Source organism: Kribbella rubisoli, assembly GCF_004217145.1.
Taxonomy (GTDB): domain Bacteria; phylum Actinomycetota; class Actinomycetes; order Propionibacteriales; family Kribbellaceae; genus Kribbella; species Kribbella rubisoli.
This window is the reverse complement of sequence record NZ_SHKR01000011.1, coordinates 277,773-298,280: the sequence shown is the minus strand read 5'-3', so window position 1 is coordinate 298,280 and position 20,508 is coordinate 277,773. Positions and strand designations below refer to the sequence as shown.

Annotated in this window: 19 protein-coding genes; 16 read left to right on the top strand and 3 right to left on the bottom strand. The window is 67.9% G+C overall.

Annotation, left to right across the window (positions count from 1 at the left end; all coding sequences use genetic code 11):
* Nucleotides 1–2: 2 nt before the first annotated feature.
* On the top strand, nucleotides 3–1,775 hold the full coding sequence (locus EV645_RS04020) for a helix-turn-helix domain-containing protein (protein WP_130439852.1): 1,773 nt from the start codon (nucleotides 3–5) through the stop codon (nucleotides 1,773–1,775).
* On the opposite strand, the gene EV645_RS04015 is transcribed toward EV645_RS04020, so the two are convergent.
* On the bottom strand, nucleotides 1,764–2,684 hold the full coding sequence (locus tag EV645_RS04015) for an NADP-dependent oxidoreductase (RefSeq protein ID WP_130439850.1): 921 nt from the start codon (nucleotides 2,682–2,684) through the stop codon (nucleotides 1,764–1,766). The genes EV645_RS04020 and EV645_RS04015 overlap by 12 nt on opposite strands.
* Before the next feature lie 102 nt (nucleotides 2,685–2,786).
* Between EV645_RS04015 and EV645_RS04010 the strand changes: the two genes are divergently transcribed.
* From EV645_RS04010 to EV645_RS03965, 10 genes are all read left to right on the top strand, one after another.
* Nucleotides 2,787–3,194: a winged helix-turn-helix transcriptional regulator gene (locus EV645_RS04010; RefSeq protein ID WP_130439848.1), complete on the top strand. Its 408-nt coding sequence runs from the start codon at nucleotides 2,787–2,789 to the stop codon at nucleotides 3,192–3,194.
* Complete coding sequence (locus EV645_RS04005) at nucleotides 3,191–3,805, top strand: DUF2064 domain-containing protein (protein WP_130439846.1); 615 nt, start codon at nucleotides 3,191–3,193, stop codon at nucleotides 3,803–3,805. The genes EV645_RS04010 and EV645_RS04005 overlap by 4 nt, the downstream gene beginning before the upstream one ends.
* 242 nt (nucleotides 3,806–4,047) lie before the next feature.
* A complete protein-coding gene (locus EV645_RS04000) occupies nucleotides 4,048–4,446 on the top strand; it encodes a type II secretion system protein (RefSeq protein WP_130439844.1) in 399 nt (132 codons plus the stop codon).
* 90 nt (nucleotides 4,447–4,536) lie between these two features.
* Complete coding sequence (locus EV645_RS03995; RefSeq protein ID WP_130439842.1) at nucleotides 4,537–5,634, top strand: type IV pilus twitching motility protein PilT; 1,098 nt, start codon at nucleotides 4,537–4,539, stop codon at nucleotides 5,632–5,634.
* The gene (locus tag EV645_RS03990) at nucleotides 5,631–7,214 is read left to right on the top strand and encodes a GspE/PulE family protein (RefSeq protein ID WP_198681456.1); all 1,584 of its coding nucleotides are present in this window, start codon (nucleotides 5,631–5,633) and stop codon (nucleotides 7,212–7,214) included. The genes EV645_RS03995 and EV645_RS03990 overlap by 4 nt, the downstream gene beginning before the upstream one ends.
* On the top strand, nucleotides 7,211–8,416 hold the full coding sequence (locus EV645_RS03985; protein WP_130439840.1) for a type II secretion system F family protein: 1,206 nt from the start codon (nucleotides 7,211–7,213) through the stop codon (nucleotides 8,414–8,416). Before EV645_RS03990 ends, EV645_RS03985 begins: the two co-directional genes overlap by 4 nt.
* Nucleotides 8,416–8,850, top strand: a complete 435-nt coding sequence (locus EV645_RS03980) for a type II secretion system protein (RefSeq protein ID WP_130439838.1) — start codon at nucleotides 8,416–8,418, stop codon at nucleotides 8,848–8,850. The genes EV645_RS03985 and EV645_RS03980 overlap by 1 nt, the downstream gene beginning before the upstream one ends.
* Complete coding sequence (locus EV645_RS03975) at nucleotides 8,841–9,467, top strand: PulJ/GspJ family protein (protein WP_242000194.1); 627 nt, start codon at nucleotides 8,841–8,843, stop codon at nucleotides 9,465–9,467. The genes EV645_RS03980 and EV645_RS03975 overlap by 10 nt, the downstream gene beginning before the upstream one ends.
* On the top strand, nucleotides 9,464–11,416 hold the full coding sequence (locus EV645_RS03970; protein ID WP_130439836.1) for a hypothetical protein: 1,953 nt from the start codon (nucleotides 9,464–9,466) through the stop codon (nucleotides 11,414–11,416). Before EV645_RS03975 ends, EV645_RS03970 begins: the two co-directional genes overlap by 4 nt.
* A gap of 98 nt (nucleotides 11,417–11,514) precedes the next feature.
* Nucleotides 11,515–12,156 (top strand): response regulator transcription factor, encoded by a 642-nt coding sequence (locus EV645_RS03965; protein ID WP_130439834.1) that lies wholly within the window; start codon nucleotides 11,515–11,517, stop codon nucleotides 12,154–12,156.
* Between the two features lie 754 nt (nucleotides 12,157–12,910).
* Here the strand turns inward: EV645_RS03965 and EV645_RS03960 are convergent.
* Both EV645_RS03960 and EV645_RS03955 read right to left on the bottom strand, forming a co-directional pair.
* Nucleotides 12,911–13,456 (bottom strand): NUDIX hydrolase, encoded by a 546-nt coding sequence (locus tag EV645_RS03960; RefSeq protein ID WP_130439832.1) that lies wholly within the window; start codon nucleotides 13,454–13,456, stop codon nucleotides 12,911–12,913.
* 30 nt (nucleotides 13,457–13,486) lie between these two features.
* Entirely contained in the window at nucleotides 13,487–14,803 is a 1,317-nt protein-coding gene (locus tag EV645_RS03955) for a zinc-dependent metalloprotease (RefSeq protein ID WP_130439830.1), read from the bottom strand.
* 286 nt (nucleotides 14,804–15,089) lie between these two features.
* Here EV645_RS03955 and EV645_RS03950 point away from each other — a divergent pair, with 286 nt between their 5' ends.
* Genes EV645_RS03950 through EV645_RS03930 form a run of 5 tightly spaced genes read left to right on the top strand, consistent with a single transcriptional unit; the run spans nucleotide 15,090 to nucleotide 20,491 of the window.
* Nucleotides 15,090–15,515, top strand: coding sequence for a molybdenum cofactor biosynthesis protein MoaE (locus EV645_RS03950; protein ID WP_130439828.1), 426 nt, complete (start codon nucleotides 15,090–15,092; stop codon nucleotides 15,513–15,515).
* Between the two features lie 30 nt (nucleotides 15,516–15,545).
* Nucleotides 15,546–15,797 carry a hypothetical protein gene (locus tag EV645_RS03945; RefSeq protein ID WP_130439826.1) on the top strand — a complete coding sequence of 84 codons (252 nt, stop codon included), beginning with the start codon at nucleotides 15,546–15,548 and terminating at the stop codon, nucleotides 15,795–15,797.
* Nucleotides 15,794–16,828, top strand: a complete 1,035-nt coding sequence (locus tag EV645_RS03940; protein ID WP_130439824.1) for a YlbL family protein — start codon at nucleotides 15,794–15,796, stop codon at nucleotides 16,826–16,828. Before EV645_RS03945 ends, EV645_RS03940 begins: the two co-directional genes overlap by 4 nt.
* Nucleotides 16,829–16,874: 46 nt before the next feature.
* Complete coding sequence (locus EV645_RS03935) at nucleotides 16,875–17,492, top strand: PPA1309 family protein (RefSeq protein ID WP_198681455.1); 618 nt, start codon at nucleotides 16,875–16,877, stop codon at nucleotides 17,490–17,492.
* Nucleotides 17,489–20,491 carry a UPF0182 family membrane protein gene (locus EV645_RS03930; RefSeq protein WP_130439822.1) on the top strand — a complete coding sequence of 1,001 codons (3,003 nt, stop codon included), beginning with the start codon at nucleotides 17,489–17,491 and terminating at the stop codon, nucleotides 20,489–20,491. The genes EV645_RS03935 and EV645_RS03930 overlap by 4 nt, the downstream gene beginning before the upstream one ends.
* The last annotated feature ends 17 nt before the right edge of the window (nucleotides 20,492–20,508 follow it).

Genomic DNA, 20,508 nt, shown 5'->3' with positions numbered 1-20,508 from the left:
CCATGGAGGAGCTTCTGCGGCTACTGGCCGAGGATGCGCCCGGGGGCGAGCTGGCCCGGGCGGCGGGCGAGGACGCGGTGGCACGCGACCTCGCCCTGCGCATCCGGGCCGGTATGGACGCCAGCAAGAAGCGTGAGGCCGAGCTGTCCGCACTGGTCGACGTCGCGCGCGAGTTGGCGTCGGCGCGCGATCCAGGCGGCGTACTCGACACCATCGTCCACCGCGCCCGCACGCTGATCGGCACGGACGTCGCATACTTGACGCTGTACGACGAGGCGCGTGGCGACACGTACATGCGTGCCACCGACGGCTCCGTCTCGGCTGCATTCCAGCAACTGCGACTGCCTCTGGGTGCTGGACTCGGCGGACTGGTCGCGGAGACGTACAGGCCGTACTGGACCGCGGACTACCCGTCCGACCGACGCTTCCGCCACACCATGCCGATCGACGATGCGGTCGGCGAGGAGGGGCTCGTGGCGATCTGCGGTACGCCGCTGATCGTCGACGGAGCGTTCGTCGGCGTGCTGTTCGCGTCCAACCGGACAGCGCGGCCTTTCAGTCGCGACGAGGTGTCGCTGCTCGGTTCACTCGCCATGCTGGCGGCGGTGACGATCGTCCAAGTACGTGCGGCCGCGGAGACAGCTGCTGCGCTGGACCAACTGTCTGCCGCGCACGCCGGTGTCGAACACGCTGCCGCCGCGCATGACCGTTTCGCCGACATCGTGTTGTCCGGCGGCGATGTGGACGCCATCGCCGCCGCATTGGCCGAGCTACTCGACGTGTGGGTCGTACTGTTCGATGCCGCTGGCAACGAACTTGCGGTCGCCGGAGCAGTGCCTGAATCAGTGCCCTGGCAGGAGTCCGAGTCCGGTCGCCTGACTCGCATCGGAGACTGCTGGGTCGTCGCGGCGACCGCGAAGGGCGAACGGCTCGGTGCGCTCGTCATCGGAGGCGCCGACGACCTGTCCGCCGCGGACCGGCGCATCGTCGAACGCGCTGCTGTTGTCACCGCACTGGTCCTGCTCTTCCGGCGGCAGTCCGCTGAGCAATCCCAACGCGCACAGGCCGACCTGCTGGCCGACGTGCTGAGTGGGAGCGCCGATCCACGCACACTGACCGATCGACTCCGGCTGCTCGCACCGAACCATCGCCACGACCGCCTAGTCATCGCAGTCTGCCGCGGCGACCACACCGCCGTACGCGCGCGACTCTCTGCACCGCTGGAGGACAGACTCGTGCTGTCGGGTCCGTACGGCGGGGATCTGGTGCTGCTGTTCGCTCGTACGATTCCTGGTAGCGCGGCACGCGATCTGGCGGAGGTGGCGAAGCGTGCTGGCGTCACCATCGCCGTGACGGGTCCTGCAGCCTGGGGTGAGCCTCTCGTTGAAGCCCACCGCCAGGCTGCCCGGCTGGTTGCCACCATGCTCCGGCTAGGCCGCACCAGCGAGTCGGCCACACCTGACGACTTAGGCGTTGCTGGTCTGGTCGGTGCTTCCGACGTCGACGTTCGCAGCCACGTGCACCATGTGCTCGGCAAGGTCATTGACTACGACACGCAACGCGGTACCGATCTGATCGGCACCCTCCAGGCCTACTTCGCCGCCGGCCAGAGCCCTACCCGAGCTGCCACGTCTCTGCATATCCACCCCAACACCGTCCAGCAACGCCTGGACCGCGTCACGGCTCTGCTCGGCGACGGCTGGCTGGCTCCGGACCACTCGCTGGACATTCAGGTGGCGCTGCGCCTCCACTCCGCACTTGGCCTAGGGCAGTAGGACCACCCGGCCGCGCACACCTCCCGCAGCGAGGCGTTTGTAGGCAATCGCTGCGTCCTCCAGGCCGTAGGTATCGGCGATCCGCGTCGAGAGGACACCGGCCTCGACCAGGCGCACGAGTTCTTCCAGGTCCGGTCGGTTGGTGTGGATGAACAGTTGGTCCACAGTGATGCCCCGGAGGTGGGGCGGTCGCGGCCCTGGTTGCAGATGTAGATGGCGACCACCGTTGCGGACGGCCTCTTGTGCGCCGATTCCGACCACGGCCGCGTCGACTACGCCGTCCACACCTGCCGGCACGATCCGCCGTACCGCTGCAGCCAGGTCCTCGTTCCGGTCGACGAAGTGGTCCGCGCCGAGGCGCCGTACCAGCTCTTCGTCAGCGGGTCCGGCACTGGCGATCACTGTCAGCCCGCGGTGCTTGGCCAGCTCGACGGCGTACCCACCGACGCCGCCAGCGGCTCCGGTGACGAGCACGGTCTGTCCCTGCAGCGTGTTGACGGCCTGCAGCGCGGTCAGGCCGTTGAGTCCGAACGTTGCCGCGTTCGCGAGGTTCACGCCTTCCGGTGCGCGGACCACTGCGTCGACGTCCAGCACGACGTACTCCGCGTGTGTCTTGAGGCTCCGGCCCAGCAGATCCGCCACACCGACGACGGCCTGTGCCGGCGCCTCGGTGTTGGGCCCAACCGCATCCACAGTGCCTGCGAGGTCCCAGCCGAGCCCGAATTGCTCGCGCGCTGCGGTCAGTCCGAACTCCACTGCCAGACCTGCGCTGACTGCGAGGTCCACCGGGTTGACTGCTGCGGCTGCCACCTTGATGCGGAGCTGGCCCTCGGCGGGCTCGGGTACGGCGGTCTCGATCAGCTCGATCGCGTCCGGCCCGTCGAGGCGGCGGGCGACTAGTGCGCGCATATCGTTCTCTCCTTGAGGATTGGGTTCCCAATCACTGTGGGAGAGTTACTCTCTATCGGGAAGTACGCACTCCAGGGTGCCTACCGTACGACGAGGAGAGCCATGCCCACCCGCACCGCCGCCCAGCTCCGCGAAGAGGCAGCCCGCGAGTACGACGCGTTCCTGGCGACCTGCCCGGCCCGGCAGCTCCTGGACCGCATCAGCGACAAGTGGGTGACGCTCATCCTCACCGCCCTCGCCGACGGCCCACAGCGGTACTCCGATCTGTCCCGCCGCATCGCCGGCGTCAGCCAGAAGATGCTGACCCAGACCCTCCGATCCCTCGAACGCGACGGCCTACTGACCCGCTCGGTCACGCCATCCGTGCCGGTCCGCGTCGACTACGAACTCACGTCGCTCGGCGAAACGCTGATGCCGCTCATCGCCTCCATCAAGACCTGGGCCGAAGACCACATGCCCCAGGTGAACGCAGCCCGCTCCTGCTACGACAACGTGAGCACCACCGCATGACCGGCGACCGGCGCGTTGTCGTTGTCGTCGTACCGGCTGCGGGGACCTGGGCGCCGCCCGGCCGGGACCCTGACGCGTGGCGGTTGGCGTTGGCCGAGGATACCTACGAAGTACTCGCCGGCCTGGATCGCGTCGAGGTAGCGGTCGCGGTCGCCGGCGGAGACGAGGAGGCAGTCGCCGAGGTCCGCGCGCTGACCTGGCCGGGCACACCGACGTACGCCGTGGACCCCGATCGGCCCGTCCTGCATGCGGTGGAGCTGGCCGGTCCGGCCGCCGCGGTCGTTGCGGTGTCGCACGACGTACCGGACCTGCCAGGCCTGCTGATCGGCAAGCTCTTCCGCGCCCTCAGCACTGCCGACATCGCTGTCACTCCAGCCGAGGACGGCACCCTGGCGGCGATCGGGACCAAGACGCCGGTCGCGGACTGGGTTGCCGAGGTCGCGCCGACGTTCGACACGGAACTGTCGGTCCTGGAAGCGCGCAAACCCCGCCGCCACGCGGTGGCGATCGGCCCTGGCTGGCATCGACTGCGATCGGCCGCTGACATCGCGCGGCTGGATCCCGGTCTGGAGGGCTGGGACGCGACCAGGTCACTGTTGCGCCATTCCTGAGGCTTGTCGGTAGAACGACCGACAGCTGTCGGTCGGGTGGCCAGGGACGTCGGGCGTTCACCCGCTGTGACGCGGGGCTTGCAGAGGCGAGTCTTTGACGCGGCAGCAAGCATCATCCGGGGGGATGTGTGAGGCGGATCCGGCTGGATTTACAGGGGTCGAGCTGAGTCTTCGTTCGCGGCTGCCGCGCCTGGAAGACCCCGTCTCCGTCGCTTGCCGGAGCATCTGTAAAGGAAAGCAGCATGAATTACCCGCTTCGGGCCTTTGCCGCCCGAACAGTCCGGCGTGCCCGCAACCGCACGGCTCGGACCCGCACCAGAAACCAGTCCGGCTTCACCCTGATCGAACTGCTCGTCGTGATCGTCATCCTGGGCGTGCTGTCCGGGGTCGTCGTCTTCGCGGTCTCCGGTATCCAGGACCGCGGTAACGCGGCCGCCTGCAAGACCGACAAGAAGAGCGTGGAGGTCGCCGTCGAGGCGTACTACGCGAAGAACGGCACCTACCCACCCGCCGGTGACCCGGGCTGGCTGGAGCTCACCGTCGGCGTCAACCAGCTGCTGCGCAGCCGTCCGGTCGGCGACGGCTACACCATCACCCTCGGCGTCAACGGTCTGGTCACCGCGGCCGGCGCCTGCACGTAACCCCGCACCGCGAGGACGGACCGGTCGGAGGAGGACCGGCCCGTCCGCGGCGCGTCGTTTCCGGTCAGACGATCATGCCGAAGGGGCGTCATGAGAATTCCCGTGCCTGGCAGCCGGGTGGATCTGTTGCTCGAAGAACTCTGGAACGCCGGCGGCACCGACCTGCTCCTCACGGTCGGAATGGCGCCGCAGTTGCGTGTCCACGGTGTCCTGCGACCGGCGGCGGACAAGACCCCGCTGACCCGGCGGGACACCGACGCGATGCTCGCGGAGATCCTCAACCCACACCGCTCGAACGTCTGGCAGACGACGTACGAGCACGACTTCTCGTTCTCCTGGCGGGACAACGCGCGGATCCGCGCGAACGCCTTCACCCAGCGCGGCGACACCGCACTCGCGCTCCGCGTCATCCCGCGCAGCATCCCGACGATGTCGGAGCTGGGGCTGCCGCCGGTGGTCGAAACGTTCGCCCGGCTGCATCAGGGCCTGGTCCTGGTCACCGGGCCGACCGGATCCGGCAAGTCGACCACGCTGGCCTCGGTCATCCACCAGATCAACACCGATCGGGCCTGCCACATCATCACGATCGAGGACCCGATCGAGTACGTGCACGAGCATCGCCGTTCGGCGGTGAACCAGCGCGAGGTCGGCAGCGACACGGCGTCGTTCCCTGATGCCTTGCGGGCTGCGCTGCGTGAGGACCCCGACGTACTGCTGGTCGGTGAGATGAGAGATCTGGAGTCGATCCGGTTCGCTCTGACCATCGCCGAGACCGGTCATCTGGTCTTCGCGACTCTGCACACGAACGACACGGCCCAGTCACTGGCCCGGATCATCGACGTGTTCCCGCCCGAGCAGCAGTCGCAGGTACGGGTTCAGCTGGCCGCGGCGCTCAGCGGCGTCGTACATCAGCGGCTGATCCCGCGGGTCGGCGGCGGACTGGTGGCGGCGTTCGAGGTGATGGTCGCGAACGCCGGGATCCGCAACCTGATCCAGGAAGGCAAGACGCACCAGTTGCGCAACGCCCTGGTCACCGGTCGGCGCGAAGGCATGATCACGCTCGAGCAGTCCCTCTCGGAGCTGATCGTCGCCGGCGAGATCCGGCCGGAGGATGCCTACTCCCGCACCTCCCATCCGAACGAGATCGAGCTCCGGCCGAGGATGCGCTCCGGGGCGGTGCAGGCGTGAGGCACCGTGGGGAGGGGAAGCAGCCGGTGTCCGTCGATCTTCCAGCGGAACGGCGCCGGGCAGCGCAGGTGGCCGAGCGGCACGGCATTCCGCTGGTGGACCTGTGGACCGTCACCCCGCAGGCTGGTGCGACCGCGCTGATCGACGAGCAGACGGCCCGACGGCTGACGGCGCTACCGCTGGCGATCCGTGAGGGCGAGGTGCTCGTCGTACTCGCCGACCCGGCGCGGGGGCTGCAGGTCCAGGAAGCGCTCGGCCGGCCGGTTCGGCTCGCTCTCGCGGCGGGTCCCGACATCGTCCGCGCGATCGACAACAGCTTCCGTGCGCTGGCCGGCATCGATGAGCCACTCAAGCAGTTCCAGGCCCGCGGTACGGCGCCTGAGTCCGACGAACTCGTCGTGAAGGAGGACGCGCCCGTCGTCCAGGTCGTCCAGCTGGTCATCACCCAGGGCCTGCGCGACCGGGCCTCCGACATCCACATCGAGCCGCACGACGACCGGGTCCGGGTGCGGTTCCGGGTGGACGGGGCGCTGCGCGACCAGCTCGACCTGCCCGGCGCGATCGGGCCTGCGGTGGTCAGCCGGATCAAGGTGCTGGCCGACCTGAACATCGTCGAGCGACGCCGCTCCCAGGACGGCCAGATCCGGATGCAGGTCGAGGGCCGCGACGTTGACATCCGGGTCTCGACCGCAGCCGTCGTCGGCGGCGAGAAGGTCGTCCTGCGGCTTCTCGACAAGAGCCGGCCGCTGTTCCGGCTCGAGCAGCTCGGGATGCCTCCCGAGCTGGCGGAGCGGTACGCCGCGTTGCTGCGCACGCCGTACGGGATGGTCATCTGTGCGGGGCCGACCGGGAGCGGCAAGACCACGACGCTCTACGGGTCGCTCGGCGAGATCGACAGCCCCGAGCGCAACATCATGACGATCGAGGACCCGGTCGAGTACAGCTACGCCTCGATCAACCAGATCCAGATCAACGAGGCGGCCGGGATCACGTTCGCCACCGGGCTGCGGTCGATCCTGCGGCAGGACCCCGACGTCATCCTGGTCGGTGAGATCCGGGACGCGGAGACCGCGCGCATCGCCGTACAGTCCGCCCTGACCGGGCATCTGGTGCTTTCGTCGGTACACGCCACCGACACCGCGACAGCTCTGCATCGCCTGCTGGACATGGGAATCGAGAACTTCCTCGTCGCGTCGTCGGTGAGCGCGGTGATCTCACAGCGGCTGATCCGCAAGGTCTGCGAGAACTGCCGCGAGTACTACGAGCCACCGGCCGCGGAGCTGGCGTTCCTGCGCAGTACCGGCGCCGAGGCCCCGGTCGGCGGCTTGATCCGCGGCGCGGGGTGCAACTTCTGCGCGCACACCGGCTACCTCGAACGGACCGGTGTGTACGAGCTGCTGCCGGTGACCGATCCGATCCGCGAGCTGATCGTCGATCGCGCACCGCTGGCCGAGATCCGCAAGGTCGCCTGCTACGAGGGCATGCGGACGCTGCACGAGGAGGGCGCCCGGCTGGCGCAGACAGGGGTCACCACGGTCGCCGAGGTGCTCCGGTCGATCTACACGGTGGGGATGCGATGACCAGATATGCGTACGTCGCGGCCAAGCCCGACGGGAGTACCAAGCGCGGTACGACGCGGGCCGAGAGCCGGGAGGAGGCCGAGCTGGCCCTGTACGAGCGGGAGCTGCGGAACATCCGGCTGTCCGAGAAGCCCGGCCTGCTCCAGCTGGAGATCACCGCCCGACGGGTGAAGCGGGAAGAGGTGATGCACCTGACCCGGCAGCTCGGCGCGTTCGTGGGTGCAGGGCTGCCGCTGACCGAGTCGGTTCACAGCCTGGGCCGCGAGGCGGAGAACTCGTCGGTACGCCGGATGATGCTCGAGGTCGAGGACGGCCTCCGCGATGGCGAGCGGTTGTCGGACTGCTTCGACCGGCATCCGCGGATCTTCCCCGAGTTCTACCGCGGCATCCTCCGCTCGGCCGAGCTGAGCGGCCGTCTCGACACCGCGCTCGGCCAGCTCGCCCGCTACCTGGAACGTGATCTCGAAGCTCGCCGGCGGATCAAGCAGGCCACCATCTATCCGGCGGTCGTCGCGGCGATGTCCGTCGTGACGCTGGTCGTCCTCGCCGGCTTCGTGCTGCCGCGGTTCCAGGCGTTCTTCGACAGCCTCGGAGCCCGGTTGCCCTTGCCGACCCGGATCCTGCTCGCGATCACGAACTTCCTCACCGGCTGGTGGTGGGCACTGATGATCGGCTTGGGGGTACTCACGCTCCTGCTCGTCTATGTGTTGAGCACGACACCCGGCCGCTACCTGCGGGACCGCCTGGTCCTCGCGGTGCCGGTGATCGGGCCGACCGTCCAGTTCGCTCTGGTCGAGCGTTTCTGCCGGATCCTCTCGTCCATGGTCAGTGCGGGCGTCCAACTGCCCCAGGCGCTGCGCGTCGCGACCGGCTCACTGCCGAACCGCGTCTATCGCCGGTCGCTTGCGGGTGTGATGGAGGCGATGCTGCAGGGCGAGGGGCTGGCCCGGCCGCTCGCGGCCACCAAGCTGTTCCCGGCCACGGCGGCCCAGATGATCCGGGTCGGTGAGGACACCGGGACGATGGACGCCCAGCTCGAGGTCACCGCGCAGTACTACGAGGGTGAGCTGGACTACAAGCTGAAGAAGCTGATCGGCCTGTTCGAGCCGGCGGTGATCGTGCTGATGGGCGGTGTGGTCGGCTTCGTCGCGATCGCGCTGGTATCCGCGATGTACGGGATCTTCCGGCAGGTGCAGGGCTGATGCGGGAACGCGGGGAGAGCCTGCTGGAACTGGTCGTCGCGATCGCCCTGATGGGCGTCGCGGTCGTCGCAGTGATGGCGGGTCTGACGACGACCGTGCTGATGTCGGACACCCAGCGCAAACAGGCGACCGCAGTGACGACGGTACGCAACTACGCCGAAGCGCTGCAGCAGTACGTCGCTGACGGCCACTACGTCCCGTGCGCTTCGTCGTACGCCGTACCGGGCTTCACTCCGCCGGCCGGGTTCACGGCTCGAGTGGTGAGCGGATCGGTGCAGTACTGGACCGGTGTGCTGTGGTTGCCGCTCTGCCTGCCGGATCGCGGTCTGCAGCGGTTGCGGGTGTCAGTGGCGAGTACGGACGGGCGTGCTGCCGAGACGCTGGACGTCGTACTGCGGAAGCCGTGCCGGCTCGGGGATCCGCCGTGCGGCTGAGACGTACCGAGCAAGGCTTCACGCTGATCGAGCTGCTGATCACGATGACCCTGATGGGGGTCGTCACGGTCGGCCTGGCTGATCTCGTGGTCAACGCGCTGCACCAGATGAGTGCGACGTCGGACCGGTTGGACATGGCGCAAGATGCCCAGCTCGGCGCGACGTACTTCGCCCGCGATGTCGCGGCGGTTGGCCTGCGCGACTACGGAGCTGTCGCTCTGGACGGATCGCTGCCGTTCTCACCATCGGTGCAGCTCGACGCCGTCGACTCGGCCGGCGGGGTGGTCTGCGGTCCGTTGCCGGCTGCCGCGGTTCGGCTGCTGTCGGATTACTGGGACACCTCGGTCACGCCGGCAGTCCGGCGTACGGCGGTCGTCGCGTACTACGTGAATGAGGCCGGGGAGCTGCACCGGGCGCGTTGCCTGGGTCCGAGTACGACACCGTCTTCTGATCGACGGATTGCGTCGAATGTGAAGTCGGGCAGCCTTACGGTCACCTGCTCGACTGCGTGTGACTCTGCTGAGCTTCCAGAGGGCATCACTTTGCGACTGCTGATGTCCAGGCCGTCCACCGGCGACTACGAGGTCGCACTGAGCGGTCTGCGGAGACAGTCGTGAGGCGCCGGGACGAACGTGGGTCCTCGTTGCTACTGGTCCTTGTGGTGATCACCGTGATCGGGCTGGCGCTCTCGGCTCTGCTGTCCCGGACCGACACCGCGGAACGGGTGTCTGCGAGTCTCCGCGATCAGACCGAGGCGTCGTACGCGGCTGATGGCGCGATGGAGGCTGCGATCAACAACCTGCGCAACAGCGGGTACAACGGGAACTCGGGGCAGCGATGCTTCGGACTGTCCGACACGCTTTCGCTCATCCTCTTCAACGGGCTCGACTCCGCCGCGGTGACGTGCAAGCCGGATCCGAAGCAGGTAGTGGTCCACTGCCAGGACGCGAGCGAGTGCAATCGGCCGGACAACGCGCTGCTCACTCTCGGGCAGATACCCGGCGAGGACGGTCTGACGGTCCAACAGCCGGCGGGCTCCACCCTGCAGATCCGCGGCAAGGTCGTATCCCATTCGTCCGTCGCCGTGGCTGCTGGAAAGCTGAGCGCCGGTGCACTGTCTGCGCGGGGAGGCTGCTCGGGCGAGCTGCTGGGGAATCCGCTGTGCAACCTGTCTGCGCTCCCCGGTGGCGACGATCCGGCGTACCGATCTCCGCTGACCAGTGTGCCTCCGTTGCGAGCCTTGCCCGCGTGTACGACGCCGGGCTCGGTCGTCGCGTTTCTGCCTGGCTACTACGACGACGCGGTCGGGCTGAGCGCGATGATGAAGAGCGACAGCCCGTGCCACGGGAGCACCTGGTGGTTCAAGCCGGGCATCTACTACTTCGACTTCCACAACGAGTCGAACCCCTTGCTCGACAGCGGGGACAACGTCTGGACGGTCGACGGCGGCAACCTGGTCGGCGGCACGCTGTCGGGCAGTTCGTGTGCCAGTCCGCTCGACGGTGCGACCGCCGGTGTGCAGTTCATCTTCGGCGGCGACAGCCGGCTGGACGTGAAATCGGGCAAGGCGGAGCTCTGTGGCAGCTACTCCGCCACGAAGCCGCCGATCGCCCTCCGAGGACTCACCAGCGGGGCCGAGTCTTCGGTCGACTCGAGCGGGGCGAGCGCGTTGAAGCCGACCGCGGTCTCGCTGGTGAGCAAGTTCGGGCTGACCGCGACGCCGTCCCGTCTGTCCACGGCCGACGGCGTCGCGGCCACCTGGAAGAGCACGGTGGCCAACGACACCGCCCCGGTCACGATCAACGGCTTCGCTCCGCCTGCTCCGATTCCGGCCGGCTCGGTGCTACGGTCCGCCGCGTTGAAGATCACCCATCGGCACAGCGACGTCACGTCGACGGACAAGCTCGACGTGTCGCTCGATGTCGGCTCAGGTACGCCGTTGACCGCGTCGATGACCGGGGCCGCGGGCGGAACGTCGTACCAGACCGAGACCGTGCCGCTTGACACCAGTCGCACTGGATCGTTGGCGCAGGCCGTCTATGCGGGGACGTTCACCGGGGCGAGCTTGGCTCTCACTGCGGGGCTACCGGTCAAGGGTGACACCGAGGACATCGATGCGGTGCGGTTGGAGCTCAGCTACACGCCGCCTGCTCTGCGCGCTGCTGACGGGTGTGTGGTCGAGGGGCCATATCCCAGTAATACAAGCGCTTGCGCGATGGTCTCGGGCCGACTGTTGGTGTTGGGCACGGTGTACACGCCCGCCGCTGTGCTTGATCTCAGCGTTGGTCCGGGGACGCCGGTAGTGGGAGCCGGTGCGGTGGTTCGCGCGTTGCGTCTCACTGCCGTTGGGGCTTTGTCCGGTGTGGCGATCGACTTGCCCGTTGATTCGCCCGCCTTCACGTTCGGGGTGCAACTCACGGCGTACATCTGCCCTGGTGGTCTGGTCTGCCCGGCCAGTGGCCGCCCGGCGCTGCAGGCCAGGATCGGGCTCGTCGACGCCGATCCGTCCTCGCCTGTCGCGGGTCGGCGCGCGGTCACGGTGCTCGGATGGTGGCGGCCGGGCTGATGGGGTTGTATCTGGTGCGACCAGATCTTCAGGCGGTAGAGACGACAGTCCCTATCGCAACTGCGTCACGCTGCGTAGTTTGGTCCGCGGGGGGAGCCATGCATGATTTCGTCAGGGTCGTCGTAATCGACGATCACACATTGGTCCGCTATGGCCTGACCGGTCTGGTGGACCATGAACCGGATCTGGAGATCGTCGGCGACACCGGCCAGCGCGCCGACGCGGTCGGCATAGTGCTGTCGACCCGCGCGAACGTCGTCGTACTCGATGTAACACCGCCCGACCAGGACGGTCTGCGGATCGCCCGCGAACTCCGCAACCGGTACGCCGAGCTCGGAATCGTCCTGCTGGCGCCGGAAGGGCAGGACAGCGTGCTGTTCGAGGCCCTCGAGTCGGGAGTGTCCGCGTTCGTCGCGAGGACTGCGCCGACGGAGGAGATTCTGGCGGCGATCCGGCACGCTGCCGTAGCGCCGACCTCCTTCACGGCGACCGGGCTCGGGCCTGCGATGGCTCGCCGCGATCAGTCGTCGGCGCAGGCGCTGCTGAGTCCGCGTGAATCGCAGGTGCTCGAGTTGCTCGGGCAGGGGCTGTCGGTCCGGGCGATCGCGGTTGCGCTGTCGGTGAGCGTGTCCACGGCGAAGACGTACGTCGAACGTCTGTACGAGAAGCTTGAGGTGTCGAACCGGGCTCAGGCGATCATGACGGCCCTCCAGCGCGGGCTGATCGAGCCGAAGTCGTGAGTTTTCGAAACTTCTTCATGTCTGACCCGTCACCTTCTTGCTCGCGGCTCGTTTCATCATGCGGCGGGGGACTTCGGGGGAAGTCCAGCTGATAGCCGATGCCGTTCAGGGGCGGCACCCGACATCAGCCCACTGCCGGCCGCACCCGGGGGGATGCGGCCAGCTTCGGCGGCGGGCGCAGCAGTACGACGGGGATCGCACGGGGGACGAACACAGCAGGACAAATCACGGGGGAACAGCTGCACCCACGGGGCCGGGGGGCTCACGGGAACGGCCGTACCACCGAGGGATCGGCAAGGCCGGGGGATCACGGAAACAGCTGTACCAACGGGGGATTGGCAAGGCCGGGGGATCACGGGGACCTGCTGGGCCAACGGGGGGATTCGCAGGGCCCGGGGAACCCGGGGAACAGCTGTAGCAATGGGGGGTTCGGGGGCACGGTGATCCGGGGGGATCACGGGGGATCGCAGCGACGCAGAACAACGGGGGCGTTGCGAACGGGGCGCAGCACCGACGGAACCGCAGTACAACGGGGATCGCAGGACAAGCAGGGAACGAAGGACAAGCACGGACGCAGCACCAACGGGGACGCAGGAACGCAGTATCAGCGGGGATTACGGGGTGTGGGGCGAGGGGTAGCAGGGCTGGGGAATGTTGATGTCCTGCTGTGGGGAGGTGGGCCGGCCATTCGGGTCGGCCCACAGTTCTGCCGGCCGGCCGCAGTGCTCCGAACCGTCAGGCGCGCGAAAGACCGTCAGGCGCGCGAAAGTTGGTGCCGCGCTCGGGCCGCGAGCTCCTGCACGGAGATATCCGTGTCCACGGGGAGCCCATCGAGCGGGAACCACGCAAGATCATGCGATTCCTCGCTCACGACGTACTCCGTGCCGGCCGTCGCGGTCACGAGGAACTGCACGTCGAGGTGATAAGCCCCCGCGCACCCGCCACCAAGAAGCAAATGCCGCGAAAGCTGCAGCGGCTCCCGCCCAATCGTGAGCCCCGACAGCCCGGACTCCTCCGCCGCCTCCCGCAGCGCCGCACCCGGCAACGTCGTGTCGCCGGGCTCGCAATGTCCGCCGAGCTGAAGCCACCGCCCGACTGTCTTGTGCAACGTCAGCAGCGTGTTCTTCCCCGCACCGTCAACCAGCAGCGCACTAGCCGTCACATGCTCCGGCCGACAGCTCCGCCACATCCCGTCTGCATGCGCCGCGAGATGCCGCAGGTAATGCGCCCGCAGCTCCTCTTGCTCCGCGTCGGGCGCACTCCAGCCTTCTAAGACCTCAACCGCATTCCCAAGAAGCACCCCGCCAGTCTCCCCGCGACCCGGGAACGACTACTTGGTGGGGTTGTCGCCGTCGTCGTCCGAGGTGGAGTCGGTCGGCTTGTCTTCGTCGGTCAGGAAGTCGGAGATGTCGATGTTGGAGAGTTCGCCCGCGTGCTGCGCGAACCCGATGGGGTCATCGAGGTCAGCAGTGCTCGGCATCAGGTCAGGGTGCGACCACAGGTTGTCGCGACCGTCGACTCCGCGAGCGTCGCGAACGGCGGCCCACAGGTTGGCCGCGTCGCGCAGCCGTCGCGGCCGAAGCTGAAGACCAACGAGAGTCGCGAACGTCTGCTCGGCCGGACCACCAGCCGCCCGACGGCGCCGTACTGTCTCGGAGAGCTGGATCGCCGACGGCATCCGGTCCCTGGTCGCTTCGCGTACGACATCGTCCACCCAGCCCTCGACCAGCGCGAGCGTCGTCTCGAGCCGGACGAGTGCCGCCTTCTGCTGCTCGGAGTCCTCGGGCTCGAAGAGGCCGCCCGCGAGCGCCTCCTGCATGGCCTCCGGGTTCTGCGGGTCGATGTCGGCCATCGCGCGCTCGATCTTGCCCGTGTCGACCTCGATACCGGCCGCGTAGTCGGCGACCGCGGCCAGCAGGTGCTGCCGCAGCCACGGCACGCCCGCGTACAGCCGCTGGTGCGCCACCTCGCGCAGCGCCAGATACAGCCGAACGTCCTCGTCGGTCAGCCCAAGTCCCTCGGCGAACTTCGCGACGTTGTCGGGCAGCAGGATCGCCTGGCCGGTCGGCCCGAGCGGCAGCCCGATGTCGGACGAGCTGACAACCTCGCTCGCGAGCTCCCCGAGCCCCTGGCCGACCTGGGCCCCGAAGACAGAACCGCCCAACTGCCGCAACATCCCGGCCATCGGGCCCGCGAACTGCTGTGCCTCGGCGGGCAGTGCATTGCCCATCGCACCTGCGACGTGTTCGGCGACCGGGTCGACCACCGTCTGCCACACCGGAAGCGTGTTCTCGACCCACTCGGCGCGGCTCCAGGCCGCAGAGGTGGCAGACACCTCGGGCAGCGTGGTCGCCTCGTCCAGCCAGTGCTCGGCGAGCCGGACCGCGTCGGCGACGCGATCGCCGTCGGCAGACGTCATCGACCGGTCCCCGGCGGTGGCGACGGTCTTGCGGGCGATGTCCTTGGCCAGGTCCCAGTTCACCGGCTTGCCGTCGGTCGAACCGCTGAGCAACTGCTGGACCTGGGCGAAGATCGCGTTCAGGTCCGGGGTGCCGCCCGCGCCGGCCGCGCCGGAGAACTGCTGGAACATGGCCTCGAACGGCGTTCCCTTGAACGGGTTGTCCGGGTTGTCCGGTTCGTCGCTCATCGGAGGGCCTTCCTGTGCGGGTGGGGCGTACAACTCCAACGTACTGGTTCCGTCCATGAGTTCCTCCACCGGCGAACGCATCACCGCTCGTGTTCGCCGGTAGGTGAGGAAGGCAACAGTCTCTCCGGGTGTGCGGCACACCACGCACCGAAGCGCCTGGTACGCCGAAATGCCGGTAATGAGGGGAGGGGATGTGTGGAGAGGGTGGCTCGGGAGGGAGAATTGCGCGACGGGGGATGGGATGGTGTGCGTGTGAGCACGGGGGACCGGCGGGAATGAGGGACAGATGAGCGACGCGATCAGGCTGCTGGACATACGGGACAGTCCGTTGTCCAGCGACGAGGTGCTGGCGGCTGTTGCTGATCCGACGGCGGGTGGAACCGCGATCTTCATCGGCACTGTGCGCAACCACGACCACGAGCAGCCGGTCGACAAACTGGCTTACGAGGCGCATCCCGACGCGCTGGAGCACCTGCGGAAGGTTGCGCAGCGTATCTGTGACGACCCCGCGGTGACCGCGCTGGCCGCTGTCCACAGGACCGGCGACCTGAAGATCGGTGACGCGGCCGTGATCGTCGCGGTGGCGGCATCGCACCGGGATGTGGCCTTTGCCGCGTGCCGGCGGCTGATCGACGATCTCAAGGCCGAGGTCCCGATTTGGAAACACCAGCACTTCATCGACGGTGGCAGCGAGTGGGTCGGCGCTCACTGACCCGTACGCTGGGCGCATGAAGGTGGCCGGATGAAGGTTTTGGCGTGGCTGGCGTTCCCGCTGGTCGCCACGCTGCTGGCGATGTGCTGGGCGGCCTGGCGTGGCTGGCGCAGCCGCGAGCGGCCCCGGTCCGGCGGCGCCTTCGCCTCGGTCGAGGACTTCCGGCGCTTCAACGCCGCAATCGCCGCGCCCGGTCCGCGGGCCACTCCGGAACGTCGCAGGGGCCTGGGTCGTCGTAATCATCAGCAGGCCTCCACCAAGATCGCAGGGCAGGGTTCGTGACACGTCGTACCGCCACATTGGTCACCTCGATCGTCGTGCTTCTCGTCTCGCTCGGGCTGGTGACCGCGTTCCCGGTGCCGTTCGTCTCGTTCAGCCCCGGTCCGGTCAAGGACACCCTGGGATCGGCGAAGAACAAGCCCGTCATCGAGATCACCGGGCACGAGACGTTCCCGACCACCGGGCAGCTTGACCTGACTACGGTGTCCGTCACCTCGCCGGATCGTCAGCTGACCCTGCCGCAGGCGATGCGCAACTGGCTCGACCCGCACCACGACCTGTTCCCGCGCGACATCATCTATCCGCCGGACCAGAGCGCCGACCAGGTCCAGGAGCAGAACACCGCCGAGATGACCGGCTCGCAGGACAGCGCGGTCGCGGCCGCGCTGCAGGCGGCGAAGGTCCCGTTCCATACGAAGGTGTCGACGGTCGCGGACAAGACGCCGGCCCAGGGCAAGCTGAAGCCCGGCGACATCGTGCTGGCTGTCGACGGTCAGGCCGTGACCCAGGTCCCGCAGGTCGGTGACTTCGTCCGCAAGCACAAGGTCGGCGAGAACGTCGTCTTCCTGATCCGCCGCGGCACCGAAGAGCAGACCGTCCAGTTGAAGACCGCCGCGACTCCCGGCGACGCGACCCGCCCGATGGTCGGGATCTCGATCGGCGTCGAATCGCAGGTCAAGGTCACGGTCAACCTCGGCCAGGACATCGGCGGCCCGAGCGCCGGCACGGCGTTCGCGCTGGCCATCTACGACAAGCTGACCCCGGGCCCGTTGCTGGACGGCAAGCACGTTGCCGGCACGGGCACGATCGACGCGCTCGGCGAGGTCGGTGCTATCGGCGGCATCCAGCAGAAGATCGCCGGCGCCAGGAACGACGGCGCCACGGTCTTCCTGGTTCCGGCGCCGAACTGCGAAGCCGCACTGCATGCCGGTGTGAAGGACATCCGGCTGGTGAAGATCAGCACGCTGACCGGCGCGATCAGCGCGCTGCAGGCTGTCGCCAGCGGCAAGGGAGATGTTCCGTCGTGCAGTTGATGAGGGACCCGTACGTCCCGGTGACCCGAAGGGAAGACCTGCCGGCATGGAATCCGTAGGCACGCTGCCTCCTGACGCGCTCAACCGCGCGGTGATCGAGATCGAGAAGCACGTGAGCAGCGCGGGCTGGGACCAGCCCGCGCAGTTGTTCGCGCTGGTCCCGACCGAGGAGCTGCTCCGCGCCGAACCGCAGCTGGCCGAGCAGCTCGGCGCCGATGACGCCTCCCAGCCGCTCACCCCGGTCGCGCAGGGTGAGCTTCCCGGCGCTCTCGAGGACGACAACCTGGCCGATGCGCTCGGCCGGATCGAATGGCCCGACGGAGTCGCCGGCTGCGCGCTGGCGATCGAGCGGATCGTGCTCCCGGCTTCGGCCGAAGCCGGTCTGTCCAGCGTCGAGTCGGACTCCCAACTGGCCCAGCTGGCCGGCAGCGATCCGCGCCGGCACGAGGTCCGGATGGTCGCGGCGGTGCTGCGGGACGGCGGGCGGTTCGGCGCCGTCAGGCTCCGTGAGCACGACGAGGACGGCGCGGTGCTTTCCGGCGTCGACTTGGTCCCCACGCTGTGCGAAGTACTGTCTTTGACATTCGAACCTTCGGTCGGCAGCCGGCCGGCCGATGGTCCTGGGGTCGACGGCATGAGTGACGACGAGGAGAAGCGACGATGAGCGACGGCGTCTACGACATGCCGGAGGAGCCACCGGCCCGCAGATCGCGGCGAACAGGCGGACGTCCTCGGGCCTTGCTGCCGACGATCGCAACCCTGATCGTCCTCTTGATCCTCTTCAGCGTCTTCACCGATGTCTGGACCCAACGGCTCTGGTACCGCTCGGTCGACCTCGGCTCGGTCTTCAGCACCGTGCTCGGGACCCGCGTGCTGCTGTTCGTGATCGTCGGTCTGCTGATGGCCGCCGCTGTCGTCGCGAACATCATCGTCGCGTTCCGTACCCGTCCCCGCGTCGCCCTGGCGCCGTCGCCCAGCCCCGGCTTCGAGCGGTACGGCGACCTGTTGCAGCAGCACGGGAAGATCGCGGTCGGCGTGGTCGCGACCCTCATGCTGGTCTTCGGCGGCTCTGCCGCGTCGGGGGAGTGGAAGGTCTTCCTGGCCTGGAAGAACCGGACCCCCTTCGGAGTCACCGACAAACACTTCAACAAGGACATCGCGTTCTTCGTCTTCGACTACCCATGGCTGCGCGTCCTGCTCGGCTTCGGCTACTCGATCGTCCTGCTGTCGCTGGTCGCCGCCATCATCACGCACTACCTGTACGGCGGCTTCCGTCCGTCCGCGAAGGGGCAGAAGGCCTCCGGCGCGGCGCAGGTGCAGTTCTCCGTCCTGCTCGGTCTGCTGGTGCTGCTCAAGGCCTTCAGCTACTGGCTCGACCGCTTCGGCCTCACAACCTCGGACAGTCGGCTCTTCACCGGTATCTCCTATACCGGTGACAACGCGATCCTGCCCAGCAAAGAGATCCTGGCCGTCATAGCAGTCCTGTGTGCCTGTCTGTTCTTCGCCAATGTGGTCCGCCGGACCTGGCTGCTGCCCGGTGTCGGCACGGTCGTGCTGATCTTGTCGGCAATCCTCCTCGGCGCTCTCTGGCCGGCCGCTCTCCAGCAGTTGCGGGTGCGGCCGAGCGAGCCGGTGAAGGAAGGGCCCTACATCACCAAGAACATCGAGGCCACGCGTGATGCCTACGGGCTCGCGGCGACCGAGATCACTGACTACCCGGCAAAGACGACGGCGACGCCGGCCGAACTGGTGCAGGACACCGAAGTGCTGCCAGGTATTCGGCTGATCGACCCGAGCGTTGTCGGGCCGACCTTCGAGCAGCTCCAGCAGGTGCGCGGCTTCTACTCGTTCCCGACCGATCTCGACGTCGACCGGTACAAGATCGGTGGCAAGGTCAACGACACCGTCATCGCCGTCCGCGAGGTCCAGGTCGACCGGCTGCCGGCCGGCCAGCGCAACTGGAACAACGACCACACCGTCTACACCCACGGGTACGGCGTCGTCGCAGCGAACGGGAACCAGCGGGCCGCGGACGGTACGCCGGTCTGGACCGAGAAGGACCTGCCACCGACCGGCCAGCTCGGAGACTACGAGCCACGGATCTACTTCGGCGAGCAGTCGCCGGACTACTCGATCGTCGGCGGCCCGGAAGGTGGCCAGCCGGTAGAGCTCGACACTCCGGAAGGCAAGACCGGCGGCGACCCGACGCTGAACACCTACCACGGCAAGGGTGGTGTCTCGATCGGGTCGTTCGGAAACAAGTTGCTCTACGCAACCAAGTTCCGGGACGCGAACATCCTGCTGTCGAGCCGGGTGAACTCCGACTCGAAGATCCTCTACGACCGCACCCCGCGCGAGCGGGTCGAGAAGGCGGCCCCGTGGCTGACACCGGACGGTGACCCGTACCCGGCGATCGTCGACGGCCAGGTCGTCTGGATCGTCGACGGCTACACCACCTCGGACAACTACCCGTACTCCGAGAAGGTCGCCCTGGATGTCAGCACCCGCGACACCACCACCGGCCGCGGCACGATCGCGCAGCAGCCGAGCGAGAAGATCAACTACATCCGGAACTCGGTCAAGGCCGTGGTCAACGCCTACGACGGCTCGGTCGAGCTGTACGCGTGGGACGAGAGCGACCCGGTCCTCAAGACCTGGATGAAGGCCTTCCCGGGCACGGTCAAGCCGCGCTCGGCCATCTCGCCGGACCTGTTGTCGCACCTGCGGTACCCGGAGGACATGTTCAAGGTGCAGCGCGATCTGCTCGCGAAGTACCACGTCACCGACGCCACCACCTGGTACCAGAACAGCGACCTGTGGCGCGTCCCGGACGACCCGACCGCGGTCTCGTCCGGCGGCGACTCGACGACTCATATCAGCCAGCCTCCTTTCTATCTTTCGTTGCGGATGCCCGATCAGACCGATCCGAAGTTCTCGCTGACGTCGGTCTACGTCCCGAACGCCGAACGGGAGAACCTCACTGCCTTCATGGCCGTCGATTCCGAGGCGACATCTCCGGACTACGGCAAGTTCCGAATATTGCGATTGCCCGGCAACCTGCAGATACCTGGGCCGGGCCAGGTCTACAACAAGTTCCAGACCGACGAAGGCATCAGACAGGCGCTGCTCCCGATCAACCAGCCGAGCAGCGGCGCCAGAGCGCAGTACGGCAACCTGCTGACGCTGCCGCTCGGCGGTGGTCTCCTATATGTCCAGCCGGTCTACTCGGTGCGGACCAGCGGGCCCGGTAGCTATCCCGTGCTGAGATATGTCCTGGTGTCCTTCGGTGATCGGGTCGCCTACGGCTCGACGCTCGGGGAAGCCTTGGGCAAGGTCTTCAACACCAACGTCGACACGGGCGAGCAACCACCGGGCACCAAGACGCCGCCGGCAAACCAGCCGAACCAGACCGTCAAGCAGGCGCTGGCCGACGCACAGGCGGCGTACACCCGGGCGCAGGCTGCCCTCACGAAGGGTGATCTCGCGGGCTACCAGGCCAACGTCAACCAGATGAAGGCGGCACTCGACAAGGCTGCGGCTGCTGCTGCAGCTACGACGAGCCCGACGCCGACACCCACCGCGAAGCCGTCCGGGAGCCCGTCGACACCGTCGTCTCCACCGGCATCGACACCAACGAGTCCGCCGACTTCGCCGTCAGGCTGAGTCGCAGGGAACTTCCC

Bases quoted from the DNA above. Each gene is read 5' to 3' on its own strand.
- EV645_RS04020 (WP_130439852.1), top strand. From the start codon at position 3: ATGGAGGAGCTTCTGCGGCTACTGGCCGAGGATGCGCCCGGGGGCGAG.
- EV645_RS04015 (WP_130439850.1), bottom strand. From the start codon at position 2,684: ATGCGCGCACTAGTCGCCCGCCGCCTCGACGGGCCGGACGCGATCGAG.
- EV645_RS04010 (WP_130439848.1), top strand. From the start codon at position 2,787: ATGCCCACCCGCACCGCCGCCCAGCTCCGCGAAGAGGCAGCCCGCGAG.
- EV645_RS04005 (WP_130439846.1), top strand. From the start codon at position 3,191: ATGACCGGCGACCGGCGCGTTGTCGTTGTCGTCGTACCGGCTGCGGGG.
- EV645_RS04000 (WP_130439844.1), top strand. From the start codon at position 4,048: ATGAATTACCCGCTTCGGGCCTTTGCCGCCCGAACAGTCCGGCGTGCC.
- EV645_RS03995 (WP_130439842.1), top strand. From the start codon at position 4,537: ATGAGAATTCCCGTGCCTGGCAGCCGGGTGGATCTGTTGCTCGAAGAA.
- EV645_RS03985 (WP_130439840.1), top strand. From the start codon at position 7,211: ATGACCAGATATGCGTACGTCGCGGCCAAGCCCGACGGGAGTACCAAG.
- EV645_RS03980 (WP_130439838.1), top strand. From the start codon at position 8,416: ATGCGGGAACGCGGGGAGAGCCTGCTGGAACTGGTCGTCGCGATCGCC.
- EV645_RS03965 (WP_130439834.1), top strand. From the start codon at position 11,515: ATGCATGATTTCGTCAGGGTCGTCGTAATCGACGATCACACATTGGTC.
- EV645_RS03955 (WP_130439830.1), bottom strand. From the start codon at position 14,803: ATGAGCGACGAACCGGACAACCCGGACAACCCGTTCAAGGGAACGCCG.
- EV645_RS03950 (WP_130439828.1), top strand. From the start codon at position 15,090: ATGAGCGACGCGATCAGGCTGCTGGACATACGGGACAGTCCGTTGTCC.
- EV645_RS03945 (WP_130439826.1), top strand. From the start codon at position 15,546: ATGAAGGTTTTGGCGTGGCTGGCGTTCCCGCTGGTCGCCACGCTGCTG.
- EV645_RS03935 (WP_198681455.1), top strand. From the start codon at position 16,875: ATGGAATCCGTAGGCACGCTGCCTCCTGACGCGCTCAACCGCGCGGTG.
- EV645_RS03930 (WP_130439822.1), top strand. From the start codon at position 17,489: ATGAGCGACGGCGTCTACGACATGCCGGAGGAGCCACCGGCCCGCAGA.